This window comes from Lysobacter sp. Soil_N_23, assembly GCF_057656135.1.
Genome location: NZ_JBDGKY010000007.1, coordinates 93,209 through 108,158, shown reverse-complemented (window position 1 = coordinate 108,158; position 14,950 = coordinate 93,209). Strand labels below are relative to the sequence as shown.

The following is a 14,950-nucleotide window of genomic DNA, read 5'->3' as shown; positions in this document are numbered from 1 at the left end:
GGCGCAATGAGCGCCGCCCGGCTCAGCCGGGCGGATTGACGACGACGTACTGGACGCTGGTGCCCGCGTACTGCGGCTGGTACCAGGTGCTGCCGCATTGCTGGTAAGCGACGCCGTTGACCACGGTGGTCACGCAACTGGGCGGCACCGTGTTGACGATCGAACCGATCGCGGCGGCGGTGAGCGCCACGGCGCCGGTGACGGCCGCAGCGGTGGCAACCGGGTGATCGTCCCAGCCGTGGTTCCAGCCGTTGTCGACATCGATGTCGATGTCGTTGTGGATGTTCACGTCGCGGTTGATGTTGGTGTTGCGATTGACGTTGGTGTTGCGGTTGACGTTGGCGTTGCCGCCGCGGTTGACGTTCGCCGCATGGCCGCCACCGCCGCCGCGCGGAGCCGCGGCATGGTTGACGCTGGTGCGCGCGCCGCCGCGGGCGTGCGGGCCGGCGCCGACGTCGAAGCTGACGGCCATCAGCGCGGTGGTGCCGGCAAACAGCCCGAGGCCGATACCGAGCACGGTGAGGTTACGGATGCTCATGGCGACTTCTCCTCGACCGCGACCACATCGACCGCGACCATCTCGATGCGGTGCGAGTCCTTCGGCGGTGTGAACGTGAAGGCGCTGTCCTTGAGCCCGGCAGCGGTGTTCCAGGTCAGCGTGGAGGCGTACTGCGGCTGCGCCGGATCGTCGGTGGTGGTGATCACCAGGCGGCGCGGCAGCGGCTTGGCGCCGGCCTCGATCCAGACCTGCCAGTCGACGCCTTCCTGGCGGAACGCGTACTGCTCGGTGACCGAGCCGCCAATGCGGGCCGGGCCGACGAAGGTGGCCGACCTGAGCGCCGAGGTCGGCGCCGCATCGGTGCCCCACAGGAACAGGTCGGCCAGTGGCATCTCGATGCCGTACTTCGTTTCGACCGTGCCAAGCAGCTCGCGGATCGTCGGCGGCGCATCGACGGTGGCGTAGTACTTCGCCTTGGGCCCGTAAACGGTCAGCGACTTGCCGTCGTAGAACAGCTGCCGCTCCTTGCGGTCGCTGCGAACGTCGAGCTGCAGCTTGTCCGGCGCGCGTACCTTGTAGTCGAGCGTGCCGGGGAACTGCAGCTTCTGCCCGTCGTCCATCACCAGTTCGATGGTGGTGTCGGCGGTGACGGTGAAGTCCTTGAGCGAGCGCAGGTACTTGCCCATCTTCTCCAGCGCGGCAATGGCCTCCGGCTGCACCGCCGGCGCAGCAGCGGACGCGGCTGCCGGTTTGTCGGCCTCGGGCGGGACGGCGGCCATGGCCAACGGCGCGGCGAGCGCCAGGCACAGACCTGTGATCAACGCGGGGTGACGCATGTCGTTCTCCTCGAATGGGGCGGCCACGGGCCGCCTTCGTGCGTGCCTGCGCAGCGGGGGCGCGCAGGCACCGGTGCGGTCACGGAGCCTTGGCCACGGCGGGTGCTGCGCAAAGCGGCAATGCTGTCACCGCCGCCAGCGCAATGCCTGGGATCGCCGGGCGGGTGTGGCGTCGTGGGGAGGTCATTCCATCGTCCTTTATTGAGTGCGCGCAGCTGCTGCCGTTGCCGCGCCTGCGGCGGTCATTGCCGGCGGTCATTGCTGTTTGAGCAGGCGGCCCACGTCGACGGTGAACTTCCTTGCGCGTCTACTCAGCCGGATGAATCATTGCTGGTACATTTCTGCCCGCGAAGCGTGAAAAGGCCGTGATGGCATTGCGCGGCAATGGCTGCGGCAAAAAAGCGCCGCGGCAAGTGCGCCATGGCCATTCATACTCGCGTCGCGGGTCAACCAGTGGACGGGTTCCAGTTGCCCGCAATCAACCTACAGGGGCGAAACCAATCGTGATTACCAGGCTGCCCGGGTGGGTGTGGACAGGCGCGTGGGTGCTGTCGTTCATCGCCGGAATCGTCAACGTCGTCGGCCTGCTCGGCTTCGAGCACCAGGCAATCACGCACCTGACCGGCACCACCTCCCTGCTCGGCGCCGCGGTTGCCGACGGCGACGGGCGAGGTGCGATCCATTTTGGCGTCATGATCCTGGCGTTCGTGCTGGGCTGCACGCTGAGCGGGTTCATCGTGCAGGACAGCACCCTGAAGCTCGGGCGAAGGTATGGCGTCGCGCTCCTGCTCGAATCGTGCCTGCTGTTCGCCGCGGTGTATCTGCTCGGGCATCGCAGTGCGTTCGGGATGTATGTCGCGGCAACCGCCTGCGGCCTGCAGAATGCGCTGGTCAGCACCTACAGCGGCTCGGTCGTGCGCACCACGCATGTCTCCGGGATGTTCACCGACCTGGGCATCTCCCTTGGCCACGTCCTGCGCGGGCTGACTGTCGATGCACGCAGGCTTCGCCTGTGCGTGCTCGTCATCTCCGGGTTCCTCTGCGGCGGAATCGTCGGCGCCCTGGTATTCCGCGCCATCGACTATGCCGCGCTGCTGGTTCCGGCGACGCTGACGGCCGCGGCGGCGCTGTCGTATGTCGTCTACCGGTTGCGCCATGGGGCACGGCAGAGCGCAGACCCGGAGGACCCCGTGGATCCCTGAGGCGGTCGCGTGCACATTCCTCGATCAATGCGTTGTCGAAGGGCCCCGATACGGCTCAAACAGGCGGACTTCGAGGCCGTTGGCCACTGCGCGCCCCCTTCGAGCCGCACGCGCAAACCCAGCACCAGCAGCACCGAAAGGACCTTGTTCAAAGCCACGGTCGGCTTGCCACGCTCCAGGTCCACTAATGAAGCGAGGCCCGGTACCGGACAGGCCTGCCAACTCGGCCTGTGTCATCCCTTGGTGCCGACGGGCCTCGCGGACCTGCTTTGCCAAGCTTTCGGCGTCCGTTATCGGCTCGGACAATCCCGTACGGGAAGATTCCGATGGCATGGCAATTCCTCGCCTCTTTATTCCCGATCGGGAACATTCTGCTTCGATGGACGCCAAGCCGAGCGTTATCTTCCCGTTCGGGAAGTTTGCGTTGTGGACCTTGGGCCTAAGTCCGTTGTCGAAGGACAGGTACGGCACCGCCGCCGCCGCGCCGGTCACTACTGACTAGCTGCATCCTGACGGTGCTGATCGATGAGACCGCCAAGCGTGTCCGACTGGATGGGCGGCACGGATTGCAGCCGTATGAGAATGTCATCAAACGGATGGTGCCTTTGCTGCGGTGACGCGGGATTCGCGATGTCCTCAACCACCTTCTTCGCATCAGCGGTCGCCTGGCAGTGTTGTCAGGCAATGCGCTTGCTCGTCGAGTCTGGTGCTGGTAGTGATAGCCGAACAGGGGAGGGGGCTAGGCAATGGCACTGGATCGAATGGAGCGAATCCTCGTCTTGGCGAAAACGTACCCATCGCCCAGCGCAAAGCATGTCGAAACGTCCTGTGTGGCAGGCATCTCCCAATGTGGCGCGATGCGTCGGCTATTTCCTGTGCCGTTCCGGATGATCGAAGATGGTCAGCAGTTCAAGAAGTGGCAATGGATCGACGTGCGCGTCGAGAAGACCAGCAAGGATCATCGGCCGGAAAGCCACAAAGTCTACGTCGATACGATTGCCTGTGGCGACGTAATAGACACCAGGAAGGCGTGGGCAGCCAGATGGGAATGGCTTGACAAGATTCCAGCATTCGACGACTTCCAAGCTATAGACGACGCTAGAAAAATCGAGGGGCTCTCGCTGGCGTTATTGCATCCAAAGCGACTGGTTGGTTTGGACATCACCAAGGCCCGACATCCGGACTGGACGGATGAAGAGAAGGAGAAGCTCGAGCGCGAGCAGATGCAGGGCGACCTTTTCTCCGAGGCGGAAGCGAAGCAGCAGGTGAAGCAGCTTCGTAAGGTGCCGTTCGACTTTCACTACCGTTACGTCTGCGAGACGCCGGAGGGCGAGAAGGAGCACAAGCATAAGATCGTGGATTGGGAAGCGGGCGCGCTGTTCTGGAACTGCCGGCATAGCCATGGTGATGGCTGGGAAGGACCTTTTCGCGCGAAGCTGGAAGGCGAGCTTGGTAGAAAGGGTCTGATGTTTCTGATGGGCAACCAGCATCGATTCCAGGACCAGTGGCTGATCGTCAGCCTGATCTACCCGCCTAAGCGACAACCAGAGGAAGGCCGACAGGGAGCGCTTTTCCTTTAGCGGCCGAGATGTGCTTCACGCTGGCACCGCAATGCTTGCGGACAGCGTCGGCCACCATCGAGCGATGGCAGAAATTGAAATCGGCCTCATAGCAGAGTAGGACACAGTTCGAAACAGTCACCAGATCAGAAAGGGCTCCAATGGCGTCTTGCTGTTTCTTCAGGTGTTTCAGGAACCCTTCCGTGTAGCGCTTCCAGTCACTGTCTTCGCGGTAGCGATTGCGCACCGGCTTCGGACAGCCCAGCGCAAACACATGCACATATTCGAGGCCCGCGAGATTCAACGCATTAGCCAGCGCTGTTTTGGAGAAACCGGGCTTGCGCGATAGTGGCAGTTCGCGGATGTCGACAACGGTCTCGATGTCGTGCTTGTTAAGCAGTGACATGAACCCGCCGATGTCCAGGCCTTCGTAGCCAATGGTGAAAACAGTCATCTTCATGCCCTCGAGACGGCGCATCTTACTGGATGGCGGCGGGCGATCGCTTGCTCTGCCTCGGTGCGGTGCAAGGCAGCTTAGTCAACCACGCGAGGCTCACCTCCGGTCTGACTGTAACCCTTCCGAAATGATCAGTTCCCGCGGCTGATCTGTCAGCCAAATGACCTCAGGGGAGGTTCGCTTCTCAACGGACGTCGCCCACTTCACAGCCTTGGAGATGAAAGCATGCAGGCTCTCCAGCAGGAAGGCCGGCGAAACAGTGCCCGGATAAGGATCGGCCGCAGCGGGACTTAGGGCTCTCGGAAGCCCTTGAAAACAAAAAGCCCCGCACTGGCGGGGCTTTCCGGTTCAACGTGTGGTGGCTATGGGTGGACTCGAACCACCGACCCCAGCATTATGAGTGCTGTGCTCTAACCGGCTGAGCTACATAGCCACGCGGTGAACCGCGAATTATTCATGCCGAGGGGGTCCGCGTCAATCGTCTTTTGACGGGCCGCCCGCGCGCCAGCTGCTTTGCAGAGCTTGTCGTCCCGGCGTACGGCGTGGCAGAGTCGGACACAGTGAATTCAGGAGTCCGCATCGTGATCGATCCGGACGGCTACCGACCCAACGTCGGCATTGTACTGATGCACCCCGACGGACGCCTGTTCTGGGCGCGACGAGTGCATCGCGACGGCTGGCAGTTCCCGCAGGGCGGGATGAACAGCGACGAGACGCCGCTGGAGGCCATGTATCGCGAGCTGCGCGAGGAAACCGGCCTGCTTCCCGAGCACGTCGAGGTCCTGGGCGCGACCCCCGGCTGGCTGCGCTACCGCCTGCCGCAGCGGGCGATCCGCCGTCACGACCGGCTGGTCTGCATTGGCCAGAAGCAGGTCTGGTTCCTGCTGCGCCTGACCGGCCAGGAGTCGGACCTGCGCCTGGACCTGACCGACAAGCCCGAATTCGACAACTGGCGCTGGGTCGACTTCTGGTACCCGGTGGCGCACGTGGTGATGTTCAAGCGCGGGGTCTATGCCCGCGCGCTCAACCACCTGGCCCCCGTCGCCCGCCAGGTCGCCGGTCCCCAGGCCGTGCCGGCGCCGGGCCCTGAGTTCCATTGCCACGACCCCCGCAGCCAGCCCCGCAACCGCCAGAGGCCGCGCTGGCGGGGTCCCGGCGGGGCTGAACCGGGGCAGGGCTCGCGTTAATGAAAATCACTGCCCGTATTTATTGACAATCATTCTCATTCGTGGCGGAATGGCTCCCGCAGCCGATCCGGCTGTCAGCCAGAACCCGCCACCGTGTACGTCTGCATCTGCAATGGGGTTACCGATCACGACATCCGCCAGGCCGCCGACGCGGGCTGCAGCAGCGTGACCGAATTGACGATGCGTACCGGTGCCGGCGCAAACTGCGGCAGTTGCCTGGACATGGCCGGCTCGATGCTCGATGCCGCCCGTGCGGTCCGCGAACTGCCCTTCGCAGTGATGCAACAGGCCGCCTGAGGCGGCACCGCGGACCAGGGTCCGCGGCTCCGATCGTCGTTGACCCAATCGCCACTGATTCCTGCTCGCGGATGCACTCGATTCGCGTTCCGTCACTTCTTGCGTGAACGGGGTAGAGTCCGGCCATTGCACCCACAAGGAGCCGGGCCATGAAGGGCGACGCCAAGGTCATCGAATACCTCAACAAGGCGCTCTACAACGAGCTGACCGCGATCAACCAGTACTTCCTGCACGCCAAGATGCTGAAGAACTGGGGCCTGAAGGAACTCGCCGACCACGAGTACCACGAGTCGATCGACGAGATGAAGCACGCCGACAAGCTGTCCGAGCGCATCCTCTTCCTCGACGGCCTGCCGAACTTCCAGGCGCTGGGCAAGCTGCGCATCGGTGAGAACCCGCGCGAAGTGCTGGCCTGCGATCTCGCCCTCGAGCTCGAAGCCCTGCCGATGCTGCGCGAGGCGATCAAGTACTGCGAGTCGGTGGGCGACTACGTCAGCCGCAAACTGTTCGCCGACATCCTCGATTCCGAGGAAGAGCATGTCGACTGGATCGAGACCCAGCTGTCGCTGATCGAGCGCCTGGGCGAGCAGAACTACCTGCTGACCAAGATCGAGGAATGAGTCCGGCGGCACGCGCCGCAACCCTCTGCAGACGAACGCCGCCGGAACTTCCGGCGGCGTTTTTCGTTGTGCAACCGCTTTGAGAAAAGCCAGGATGGTTTGAGAAAAGCCCTATGTCGAGCGGTGGCGATGTCCGGTAGCTTGGCCGGATGCAGCTTTCACACTGGACCCGGCCGTGGCGCACGGCGGAACAGCGTCCGCCACACCCACCACAGCAGCAGTGCCAGCACCACGCTGACCAGCACGACCAGCGACAGGGCGATCCAGGGATGGGCGAACACCAGTGCCAGTCCGCCGACGGTGGCGACATCCTCGGTGATCGAGGCGGTCCAGTTGCTGACCGGTTCCGGCGAAGTGTTGAGCAGGGCGCGCGAACCGGCCTTGAGCACGTGGCTGGTCAGCGCAACCCCGGCACCTGCCGCCAGCGCGCCCGCACCGAGCTGGCCATCGGGCGAGAGCGTCGCCGCGGCCAGGAAGGCACCGGCCGGAACACGCAGCAGGGTATGCAGCAGGTCCCAGCCCGAATCGACGCCGGGGATCTTGTCGGCGAAGAACTCCGCCGCCGCCAGTACGCCCGATACCCCCAGCACCCACGGCGAGGCGGTGACTTGGAGCGCCTGTGGCAGGTCGAGCCAGCCGAAAAAGCCGGCCAGGCCGACGCCGAACACGGTCAGGTAGACCCGGATGCCGGCCAGCCAGGCCAGGACTACACCAATTGCGAACAGGTGCGCATCCGTCACGGCTTTTACCTCGCTAGACTGTGGTCCGAGTATAGGGGCAGGGGATCCGGTGGCGCAGGCCATCGGCACGCATGCTGATGAACAAGCCGCCGCGCAAGGCGCCACCGCCGCGCTTCACCATTGTCCAGCAGCGCCCGGACCGGCGCCCGCTGATCGTTACCGTGCTCGCATTGGCCTGGGTGGCCTCGCTGACCGTGGCCTGGCTCGGCGCCGAGCGCCGCGCCGCGCCGCTGCTGCCGGAACTGTCAGCGCAGTTGCACGAAGCCCGCTCGCAGCTCAGCCACTGGCGCACCAAGGCCGAGACGCTGGAGCAACGCGAAGCGACCCTGGCGCGTTCGGACCAGATCAGCCGCGTCGCCAACAAGCAGGTGCAGAGCGAGCTGGCCGAGCGCGAGGAAGAGATTTCCGACCTGCGCTCCAACATCGCCTTCTACGAACGCCTGGTCGGCGCCACGGGACAGGCCAAGGGCCTGAGCGTGCATTCGGCGCAGTTCACGCCGGAGACCGGCGGCACCTGGCGCTACCAGATCGTGCTGACGCAGAACCTCAACAAGGGCGCGATCAGCCGCGGCAAACTGCGCTTCAACGTCGAAGGCGTGCGCGACGGCAAGCTCACCTCGATCGGCTGGAACGAACTGCACCAGCGCAGCGACTGGCCGGCGCAGGACTACTCGTTCCGCTACTTCCAGCAACTCGGCGGCAGCGTCATGCTGCCGGCGGGGTTCACGCCGCAGCGGGTGCGGGTGTCGCTGCAGAACGGCGACGTCGCCATCGAACAGAGCCTGGGCTGGAGCCATGGCGGCACGATTGCCAGTCTCTGAGCAACCCGGCCTCTGAGCCATCCACACATTGCAGCAACGGTCCGCAGGCGCGGGCCACCAACCGGAAGCACTGACTGATGTTCAAGAACAAGACGGCCGCGCAGGTTGGCCAGGTCGACACCCTGATCGGGCCGCAGGTGGTGATCCGCGGCGACCTGCTCTTCAGCGGCGGGCTGTATGTCGAAGGCCGCATCGTCGGCAAGGTGATCGCGCAGGACGGCCAGAAGGCGACGCTGACGCTGGCCGAGCAGGGCAGCATCGAAGGCGAGGTTCGCGCGCCGGTGGTGGTGATCAACGGCCAGCTCAGCGGCGATGTGTACGCCAGCGAGCGCGTCGAACTGGCGGCCAAGGCCCGCGTCCAGGGCAACGTCCATTACCAGGTCGTGGAGATGCTGGCCGGCTCGGTGCTGACCGGCCGCCTGATCCACGCCGAGGCCCATGCCGAAGCCTTGTCGCTGGCTGAAGGCCATCTGGACGCCCACGCCGCTTTGGGCTGACCGTCACAGTCAGGCGCGGTAGGCTGGTCGCCGGAACATCCCCTGGCGACCGGCATGACCCAACCCGTTCCCGAGACTCCCCCGACCACTGAGCCCACCGAGGCCGCCGCAGCCGAGGCGGCGCCGGCGTGGCCGGTCATGCAGGTGCAGACGCGCTGGGTGACGATTGCCGGCCTCGCCCTAATTCTGGCCCTTGGATTCGGCGGCTGGGGTCTGTGGCGGGTGATCTCGCCCGATCCGGGCGACCCGCGCGTGCTGCTGGAAGACAGCCAGCGTGCCGCCCGCGGCCAGCAGACGCAGATCGACCAGCTGCAGCAGCGCGTCTCGACCCTGACCCGCTCCGACCAGATCAGCCGGGAGGCCAACCGCGACCTGCAGAGCACCCTGGCCGAGCGCGACGAGGAGGTGGCCGCGCTGCGAGCCGACGTCGCCTTCTACGAACGCCTCGTCGGCAGCACCGCGCAGCGTCGCGGCCTGGCGGTCCATGCCCTGCGGCTGCAGCCGCAGAACGACACCGCCTGGCACTTCACCACCACCCTGACCCAGAACCTCAACCGCGGTGCGGTCAGCACCGGAGAGATGAGCATCACCATCGAGGGCACCCGCGCCGGCAAGCTGCAGAAGCTGGCCTGGGGCGAGCTGCGCCAGCAGCCGGGTGCGACCGGCGTGCCGTACTCGTTCAAGTACTTCCAGCAGGTCGAAGGCGATGTGTTCCTGCCCGCGGACTTCACCCCGGTGCGGGTGAGCGTGCGGCTGGCGCCGAAATCCGGCGCCGCGATCGAGCAGTCGTTCACCTGGGCCGAGGCGATACGCGACATCGCGCCGGCGACCGCGGCGGAGTAGCCGCATTCGACTCCTCCCCCTGCTCGCAGGGGGAGGCTGGGAGGGGGTCGAGGCCGAAGGCCGAGCGAGCTCAGCCCCAAAAGCGTCACCCCTCCCCAGCCCTCCCCTGCGAGCAGGGGAGGGAGACAACAGCCCGCAAGGCTTGAACCGCGTCGCCGCGCCCCCCATCCTGATCGGATGGAAACGTTCATCCCCACGCTCGCGACGCCGGATTACCAGTCGCTCGATCGCCCCCTGCAGTTCACTTCCGCGGCCGCCAGCAAGGTCCGCGAACTGATCGCCGAAGAAGGCAACGATGCCCTCAAGCTGCGCGTCTACATCCAGGGCGGCGGTTGTTCGGGGTTCCAGTACGGCTTCGAGTTCGACGAGCAGCAGGGCGAGGACGACCTGGCCGTGCTGACCGACGGCGTCACCCTGCTGGTCGACCCGCTGAGCCTGCAATACCTGATGGGCGCGCAGGTCGATTACACCGAAAGCCTGCATGGCGCGCAGTTCGTGATCCGCAATCCGAACGCGAAGACCACCTGCGGCTGCGGCTCGTCGTTCGCGGTGTGAGTAGCGAACCGGCACCTTTCGCCTTCGTCGAGGCGGGCGTCGATGCCGCCTGCCGCGCCGCCCTCGACCGCGCCGATCGCCTGCGCGACGACCCCGATGCGTTGAAGGCGTCATGGCCACGGGCGCGCGTGGTGCTGCTCGACGAACGTGGCGATGCCTATGCCGACGACGCCGGCCACTTGTTGGCGCCGCACGGCGAGCAGGTCAGCGAAGGCCCCGGTGGCATCGGTGCTGCCGTATTCCTCGGCCTGGACGCGCAAGGCGGCGCCTGGTTCGCACTGGAAGGTGCATTGACTGCATTCGTGGCGCCGCGCCGGGTCGACCTGCGCAGCGCCGCCGGGCTGTGGCCGGGATTCGAGGCGAGCGTTTTCGCCCAGGCGCGCGCGCTGCAGCACTGGCGCAATCGCCATCGCCATTGCGGCGTCTGCGGCGGCGTGGTCGCGCTGTCGCGCGCGGGCTGGCAAGGCCGCTGCGAGCAATGCGGCGCCGAACATTACCCGCGTACCGACCCGGCCGTGATTGTCGCGGTCAGCGATGGCGAGCGCCTCTTGCTCGGCCGGCAGAAGGCCTGGCCGGCACGGCGCTACTCGGTGATCGCCGGATTCGTCGAACCGGGTGAATCGCTCGAACAGACCGTCGCCCGCGAAGTGCTCGAGGAAACCGGCGTGCGCGTGCGTCGTTGCCGTTACCTGGCGTCGCAGCCATGGCCGTTCCCGGGCGCATTGATGCTCGGCTTCAGTGCGCAGGCCGAAAGCGACGAGCCGCAGGTCGGCGACGAACTCGAGGAAGCGCGCTGGTTCACGCGCGACGAAGTGCTCGCCGCGCGTGCCCGCGGCGAGTGGGGCGGCGACCGCGACGATGGCCAGGGCGCAGTGTTGTCGCCCGGCATCTCGATCTCGCGATGGTTGATCGAACAGTGGTTGCAGGCCGTGTAGGAGCGAGCTTGCTCGCGATATGCCGTCAGCAGCTCGTGACGCTCCCGATCGCGAGCAAGCTCGCTCCTACCTGGTCGACGGCAGACCGATCCGGGCAAGCTCGCTCTCCCATCGGTTGACGGCCTAGAATCGGGCAGCCAGCCCCGGAGACCGTCGGAATGTCCGCAACCCTGATCGCCGTTGTCGTCGCGCTCGTGCTCGGCCATCTGGCGCAGTCGCTGGCGGCCTCGGTGCGCGACTACGGCTGGTATCGCAACTGGCTGCGCTGGCTCGATGCGCGCCTGTCGACGAACGATTTCTGGCGCGGGCGCTGGGGCCTGGTGATCGCGCTGGTGCCGCCGCTGCTCGCGGTCGGCCTGTTCCAGCTGGCCCTGCTCGAACCGCTTTGGGGTTTGGCCGGCCTGGCCTTCGCCATTGCCGTGCTGTTCTACGCCTGGGGCCCGCGCGACCTGGACCTGGACGTGGAAGCGATCGCTGCCGCCGGCGACCCGGTCTCGCGCCGCGCCGCCGCCGCGCGACTGTGGCCGGAAGGCGAGATGCCGGCGACGCTGGACGGGGCATCGCTGATCGAAGCGGTGTTCCGCAATGCCCAGCAGCGCTGGTTCGGCGTGTTGTTCTGGTTCCTCGCGCTCGGGCCGGTCGGCGCCCTGCTGTACCGCTTCACGGTACTGGCGGCGCAGGGTGAGGCTTCCGGCGAACTGCCGGTCGAGACCCGCATGGGTGCGCGCAAGTTGCAGGCCCTGCTCGACTGGCCGGTGGCGCAAATGATGACGCTGTCGTTGGCGCTGGTCGGCAACTTCGACACCGTGCTCGGCGCGTGGCGCGAGGCAGGCGGTGCCTCGTTCGATCTCGACCGTCCCTTCCTCGGCGCGGTGGCGCGCGCCAGCGTGAAGTGCGAGCTGGCAGAGGAGGCCGCGGACTTCGGCAGCGATAACGGCGGCAGCGACAACGGCGGCAGCGTCGAGGCGGGCGAGGGCGGCCTGCCGGCACCGCCGGCAATGCCGCCGGCCTGGTCGGCCGACCTGCCGGAACTGCGCGACGCGATGAGCCTGGTCTGGCGCAGCCTGCTGGTCTGGCTGGCGGTGCTGGCGCTGTTCGTGATCGCCGGCTGGGTCAGCTGACCCGGCTCCCGTCCGAACGCGTCATCCGTGCAGCTGGATGCGCTCGAGCTCACCCATGATCTGCTGGTACTTCGCCCAGCCGCCGCTGTAGAAGAACAGCGCCACCACGCACAAGCCGACGATGATCAGGACGGTGGTGATCCAGCACCACACCCTGGCGCTGCGCGAGGCTTCGTCCGCACCGGCGTCGTCGCCGGCATTGAGTCTGCGGTTGACCTGCGCGCCATAGACGATCGCGACGATGCCCGAGATCGTGCCGAGGACGCAGAAGACAAGCATCGACGCGACCGTCATCCCGATCGCCCACAGCAGGTGACTGGGAACCGCAGGCGGCGACTGTGGCGGTGCCGGCGGCAGCGTGCTCATGGACGGCCCTGCGAGCGTGGTCAGGGCCGATGCTAGGCAGTCGCCTGTCGTTGTGGCGTGGTGACTGCCCCGCGCCTGGAATGCCTCAGGCCGCGTCGCCGCGCAGCTCGCGCACCCGCGCCTCCAGCATCGGTGCATCGGCCACGGCGCCATCGATGGGGGCCACGGCAATCACCTCGACCGGCGCGCGGAACCGGCGCGGCACCCGCATCCGGCCCAGGCGTCCATCGCGGCGGCTCCACATGCTCGTCCACATGTTGCGCAGGGCCATCGGCACCACCGGCACCGGGCGCCGCTCGAGGATCCGCTCGACGCCGGACTTGAACGGCGCGATCGCGCCATCCCGCGTCAGCCCGCCCTCCGGGAAGATGCCGACCAGTTCGCCCCCGGCCAGCGCCGCATCGATCTCGTCGAACGCGCGCTGCATCAGTTCCGGGTCTTCCTTGGCGCCGGCGATCGGAATGGCCTTGGCGGTGCGGAAGATCCAGCTCATCACCGGGGTGTTGAAGATCTTGTAGTACATGACGAAGCGCACCGGTCGCGGGATGCTCGCGGCCAGGATCAGCGCGTCCATGTAGCTGACGTGGTTGCACACGATCAGCGCCGCGCCCTCGTCGGGCACGTGCTTCTCCACGCCGTGCACGCGCAGCCGGTAGAGGCCGCGCACGAGAACCCAGCTGAGGAAGCGCATCAGGAATTCGGGCACGATCGTGAAGATGTAGATCGCGACCACGACGTTGGCGATCGCCAGCGCCAGGAAAACCTGCGGAATCGACCAGCCCAGCAGACGCTGCACCGCGATACCGAGCCCGGCGGCGAGCACGATGAACACCGCGTTCTGGATGTTCATGCCGGCGATCACGCGCGAGACCTCGTCGCGCGGCGTGCGGCTCTGGATCAGCGCGAACAGGGGCACGACGAAGAAGCCGGCAAACAGGCCGATGCCGACCAGGTCGATGACGATGCGCCAGCTGCCGGGCTGCGCCATGAAGGCGCCCACGCTGGACACCTGCGCCGGTGCGATGCCGCTGCGGGCGAAGTAGAGGTCGACCATGAAGGCGCTGATGCCGAACGCACCCAACGGCACCAGGCCGATCTCGACCGTGCGCGCCGACAGCTTCTCGCACAGGATCGAGCCGACGCCGGTGCCGATCGAGAACAGCGCCAGGGCGAAGATGTAGAGCGTGCCGCTGCCGCCCAGGTTGACCTCGGCGTAGGTCGGCAGCTGCGAGGTCAGCACCGTGCCGACGAACCAGAACCACGACACGCCGAGGATGGCGTTGCGCACCGCCGGCTGCTTCCGGGCCATGCGCAGGATCGCGACCGATTCGGGGATCGGGTTCCAGTTGATCTTCAGGTCCGGGGCACCGGCTTCGGCGCGCGGGATCGCACGGCTGACCAGGTTGCCGGCCACCGCCAGCAGGATGATGGAAGTAGCCGCCACGATCGGCCCGTGCGCGCCGGCCACGGCGAAGATCAGGCCGCCGAAGATCATGCCGGCGAGGATCGACATCGAGGTGCCCATCTCGACCAGGCCGTTGCCGCCGGTGAGTTCCTCGGGCTTGAGCACCGACGGCAGGATCGAATACTTCACCGGCCCGAACAGCGTCGATTGCAGCCCGGTGCAGAACAGCGCGACCAGCAGCACGACCATGTTCTGGGTCAGGAAGCCGACCGCGGCCAGCGACATGATCACGATTTCCATCGTCGTGGTGATGCGGATCAGCCGCGACTTCTCCAGCTTCTCGGCGATCTGCCCGGCGGTGGCCGAGAACAGGAAGTAGGGCAGGATGAACAACGCCGGCGCGAGGTTGGTGTAGAGCGTGCGCTGCTCCGGGCTGATGCCCAGGAAGAACAGCAGGCCGATGATGGCCTGGCGGTAGACGTTGTCGTTGAAGGCACCAAACGCCTGCGTGGCGAAGAAGGGCAGGAAGCGGCGCTGCCGGAGCAGTTCGAACTGGTTGTGCGCCATGCGCTGGGAAGGTCCGTTTCGGTTCGGGCGAGACTAGCAGAGCTTCGCGAAATCCCCGTCTCCCAGGCCGCGCAGCGTCAGGGAGAGGGGCGGCCCGCCATTCCGCTCCCAGCCAGCTTCCCCCGCCTACCCTGCGCCGGACACCCTTGCAGAAGGAGGCGTCATGACCGCGGACACCAAGACCCCGCTTGAACACGTCAACGACACCGTGCTGCAGCTCAAGGAGATGCGCCATTACTCCAAGAACAACGTCGAGCTGCTGACGACGCAATGGCTGCTGTTCGACGGCGAGCTGTCAAAGCTCAAGAAGGCGCAGGCCATCGAAGACCTGATGTCGCGCCAGGCCGAGTTCCACGACGCCCTGGAAGCGGCGATCACCGACCTGGAAGAGGTCGCGGTGAGCCTGCAGCCTCCTGCGGAGGAGGCTGCCGGTTGAGTCGGAA

Annotated in this window: 18 protein-coding genes and 1 tRNA gene; 12 read left to right on the top strand and 7 right to left on the bottom strand. The window is 66.3% G+C overall.

Features of this window, described 5'->3' with window-relative positions; all coding sequences use genetic code 11:
* Nucleotides 1-22: 22 nt before the first annotated feature.
* Together AC3A3X_RS07725 and AC3A3X_RS07720 are read right to left on the bottom strand one after the other, a co-directional pair.
* Nucleotides 23-538 (bottom strand): hypothetical protein, encoded by a 516-nt coding sequence (locus AC3A3X_RS07725; RefSeq protein ID WP_487582441.1) that lies wholly within the window; start codon nt 536-538, stop codon nt 23-25.
* Nucleotides 535-1,335 carry a DUF2092 domain-containing protein gene (locus AC3A3X_RS07720; RefSeq protein WP_487582440.1) on the bottom strand — a complete coding sequence of 267 codons (801 nt, stop codon included), beginning with the start codon at nt 1,333-1,335 and terminating at the stop codon, nt 535-537. The genes AC3A3X_RS07725 and AC3A3X_RS07720 overlap by 4 nt, the downstream gene beginning before the upstream one ends.
* A gap of 503 nt (nt 1,336-1,838) precedes the next feature.
* On the opposite strand from AC3A3X_RS07720, the gene AC3A3X_RS07715 reads away from it, so the two are divergent.
* Both AC3A3X_RS07715 and AC3A3X_RS07710 read left to right on the top strand, forming a co-directional pair.
* On the top strand, nt 1,839-2,537 hold the full coding sequence (locus AC3A3X_RS07715; protein WP_487582478.1) for a YoaK family protein: 699 nt from the start codon (nt 1,839-1,841) through the stop codon (nt 2,535-2,537).
* A gap of 746 nt (nt 2,538-3,283) precedes the next feature.
* Nucleotides 3,284-4,117 carry a hypothetical protein gene (locus tag AC3A3X_RS07710; RefSeq protein ID WP_487582439.1) on the top strand — a complete coding sequence of 278 codons (834 nt, stop codon included), beginning with the start codon at nt 3,284-3,286 and terminating at the stop codon, nt 4,115-4,117.
* On the opposite strand, the gene AC3A3X_RS07705 is transcribed toward AC3A3X_RS07710, so the two are convergent.
* Together AC3A3X_RS07705 and AC3A3X_RS07700 are read right to left on the bottom strand one after the other, a co-directional pair.
* Nucleotides 4,071-4,574, bottom strand: coding sequence for a DUF488 domain-containing protein (locus AC3A3X_RS07705; RefSeq protein ID WP_487582438.1), 504 nt, complete (start codon nt 4,572-4,574; stop codon nt 4,071-4,073). The two genes, AC3A3X_RS07710 and AC3A3X_RS07705, sit on opposite strands and share 47 nt — an antisense overlap.
* A 335-nt stretch (nt 4,575-4,909) precedes the next feature.
* Nucleotides 4,910-4,986, bottom strand: a tRNA-Met gene (locus AC3A3X_RS07700).
* Between the two features lie 148 nt (nt 4,987-5,134).
* Between AC3A3X_RS07700 and AC3A3X_RS07695 the strand changes: the two genes are divergently transcribed.
* The 3 genes from AC3A3X_RS07695 (at nt 5,135) to bfr (ending at nt 6,657) form a co-directional block, all read left to right on the top strand.
* Nucleotides 5,135-5,740, top strand: a complete 606-nt coding sequence (locus tag AC3A3X_RS07695) for an RNA pyrophosphohydrolase (RefSeq protein ID WP_487582437.1) — start codon at nt 5,135-5,137, stop codon at nt 5,738-5,740.
* A gap of 93 nt (nt 5,741-5,833) precedes the next feature.
* The gene (locus AC3A3X_RS07690) at nt 5,834-6,037 is read left to right on the top strand and encodes a (2Fe-2S)-binding protein (protein WP_158732553.1); all 204 of its coding nucleotides are present in this window, start codon (nt 5,834-5,836) and stop codon (nt 6,035-6,037) included.
* 149 nt (nt 6,038-6,186) lie between these two features.
* Nucleotides 6,187-6,657 carry a bacterioferritin gene (gene bfr, locus AC3A3X_RS07685; protein WP_487582436.1) on the top strand — a complete coding sequence of 157 codons (471 nt, stop codon included), beginning with the start codon at nt 6,187-6,189 and terminating at the stop codon, nt 6,655-6,657.
* Between the two features lie 158 nt (nt 6,658-6,815).
* Here bfr and AC3A3X_RS07680 read toward each other — a convergent pair whose 3' ends face one another.
* On the bottom strand, nt 6,816-7,397 hold the full coding sequence (locus AC3A3X_RS07680) for a DUF4126 domain-containing protein (protein ID WP_487582435.1): 582 nt from the start codon (nt 7,395-7,397) through the stop codon (nt 6,816-6,818).
* A 77-nt stretch (nt 7,398-7,474) separates the two neighbouring features.
* On the opposite strand from AC3A3X_RS07680, the gene AC3A3X_RS07675 reads away from it, so the two are divergent.
* The 6 genes from AC3A3X_RS07675 to AC3A3X_RS07650 all read left to right on the top strand — a co-directional run bounded on the left by AC3A3X_RS07675 (nt 7,475) and on the right by AC3A3X_RS07650 (nt 12,169).
* Nucleotides 7,475-8,218, top strand: coding sequence for a DUF6776 family protein (locus AC3A3X_RS07675; RefSeq protein ID WP_487582434.1), 744 nt, complete (start codon nt 7,475-7,477; stop codon nt 8,216-8,218).
* A 77-nt stretch (nt 8,219-8,295) separates the two neighbouring features.
* Nucleotides 8,296-8,715 carry a bactofilin family protein gene (locus tag AC3A3X_RS07670; RefSeq protein WP_487582433.1) on the top strand — a complete coding sequence of 140 codons (420 nt, stop codon included), beginning with the start codon at nt 8,296-8,298 and terminating at the stop codon, nt 8,713-8,715.
* Nucleotides 8,716-8,769: 54 nt separating this feature from the next.
* Entirely contained in the window at nt 8,770-9,558 is a 789-nt protein-coding gene (locus AC3A3X_RS07665) for a DUF6776 family protein (protein ID WP_487582432.1), read from the top strand.
* Nucleotides 9,559-9,735: 177 nt separating this feature from the next.
* Nucleotides 9,736-10,113 (top strand): iron-sulfur cluster insertion protein ErpA, encoded by a 378-nt coding sequence (gene erpA, locus AC3A3X_RS07660; protein ID WP_487582431.1) that lies wholly within the window; start codon nt 9,736-9,738, stop codon nt 10,111-10,113.
* A complete protein-coding gene (nudC, locus tag AC3A3X_RS07655; RefSeq protein ID WP_487582430.1) occupies nt 10,110-11,048 on the top strand; it encodes an NAD(+) diphosphatase in 939 nt (312 codons plus the stop codon). Before erpA ends, nudC begins: the two co-directional genes overlap by 4 nt.
* Before the next feature lie 158 nt (nt 11,049-11,206).
* Nucleotides 11,207-12,169, top strand: coding sequence for a hypothetical protein (locus tag AC3A3X_RS07650; protein WP_487582429.1), 963 nt, complete (start codon nt 11,207-11,209; stop codon nt 12,167-12,169).
* Between the two features lie 21 nt (nt 12,170-12,190).
* Here AC3A3X_RS07650 and AC3A3X_RS07645 read toward each other — a convergent pair whose 3' ends face one another.
* On the bottom strand, nt 12,191-12,535 hold the full coding sequence (locus tag AC3A3X_RS07645; RefSeq protein ID WP_487582428.1) for a CD225/dispanin family protein: 345 nt from the start codon (nt 12,533-12,535) through the stop codon (nt 12,191-12,193).
* 85 nt (nt 12,536-12,620) lie between these two features.
* Complete coding sequence (locus tag AC3A3X_RS07640; protein WP_487582427.1) at nt 12,621-14,507, bottom strand: MFS transporter; 1,887 nt, start codon at nt 14,505-14,507, stop codon at nt 12,621-12,623.
* A 163-nt stretch (nt 14,508-14,670) separates the two neighbouring features.
* Here AC3A3X_RS07640 and AC3A3X_RS07635 point away from each other — a divergent pair, with 163 nt between their 5' ends.
* Nucleotides 14,671-14,943: a hypothetical protein gene (locus AC3A3X_RS07635; RefSeq protein WP_487582426.1), complete on the top strand. Its 273-nt coding sequence runs from the start codon at nt 14,671-14,673 to the stop codon at nt 14,941-14,943.
* Nucleotides 14,944-14,950: the final 7 nt, after the last annotated feature.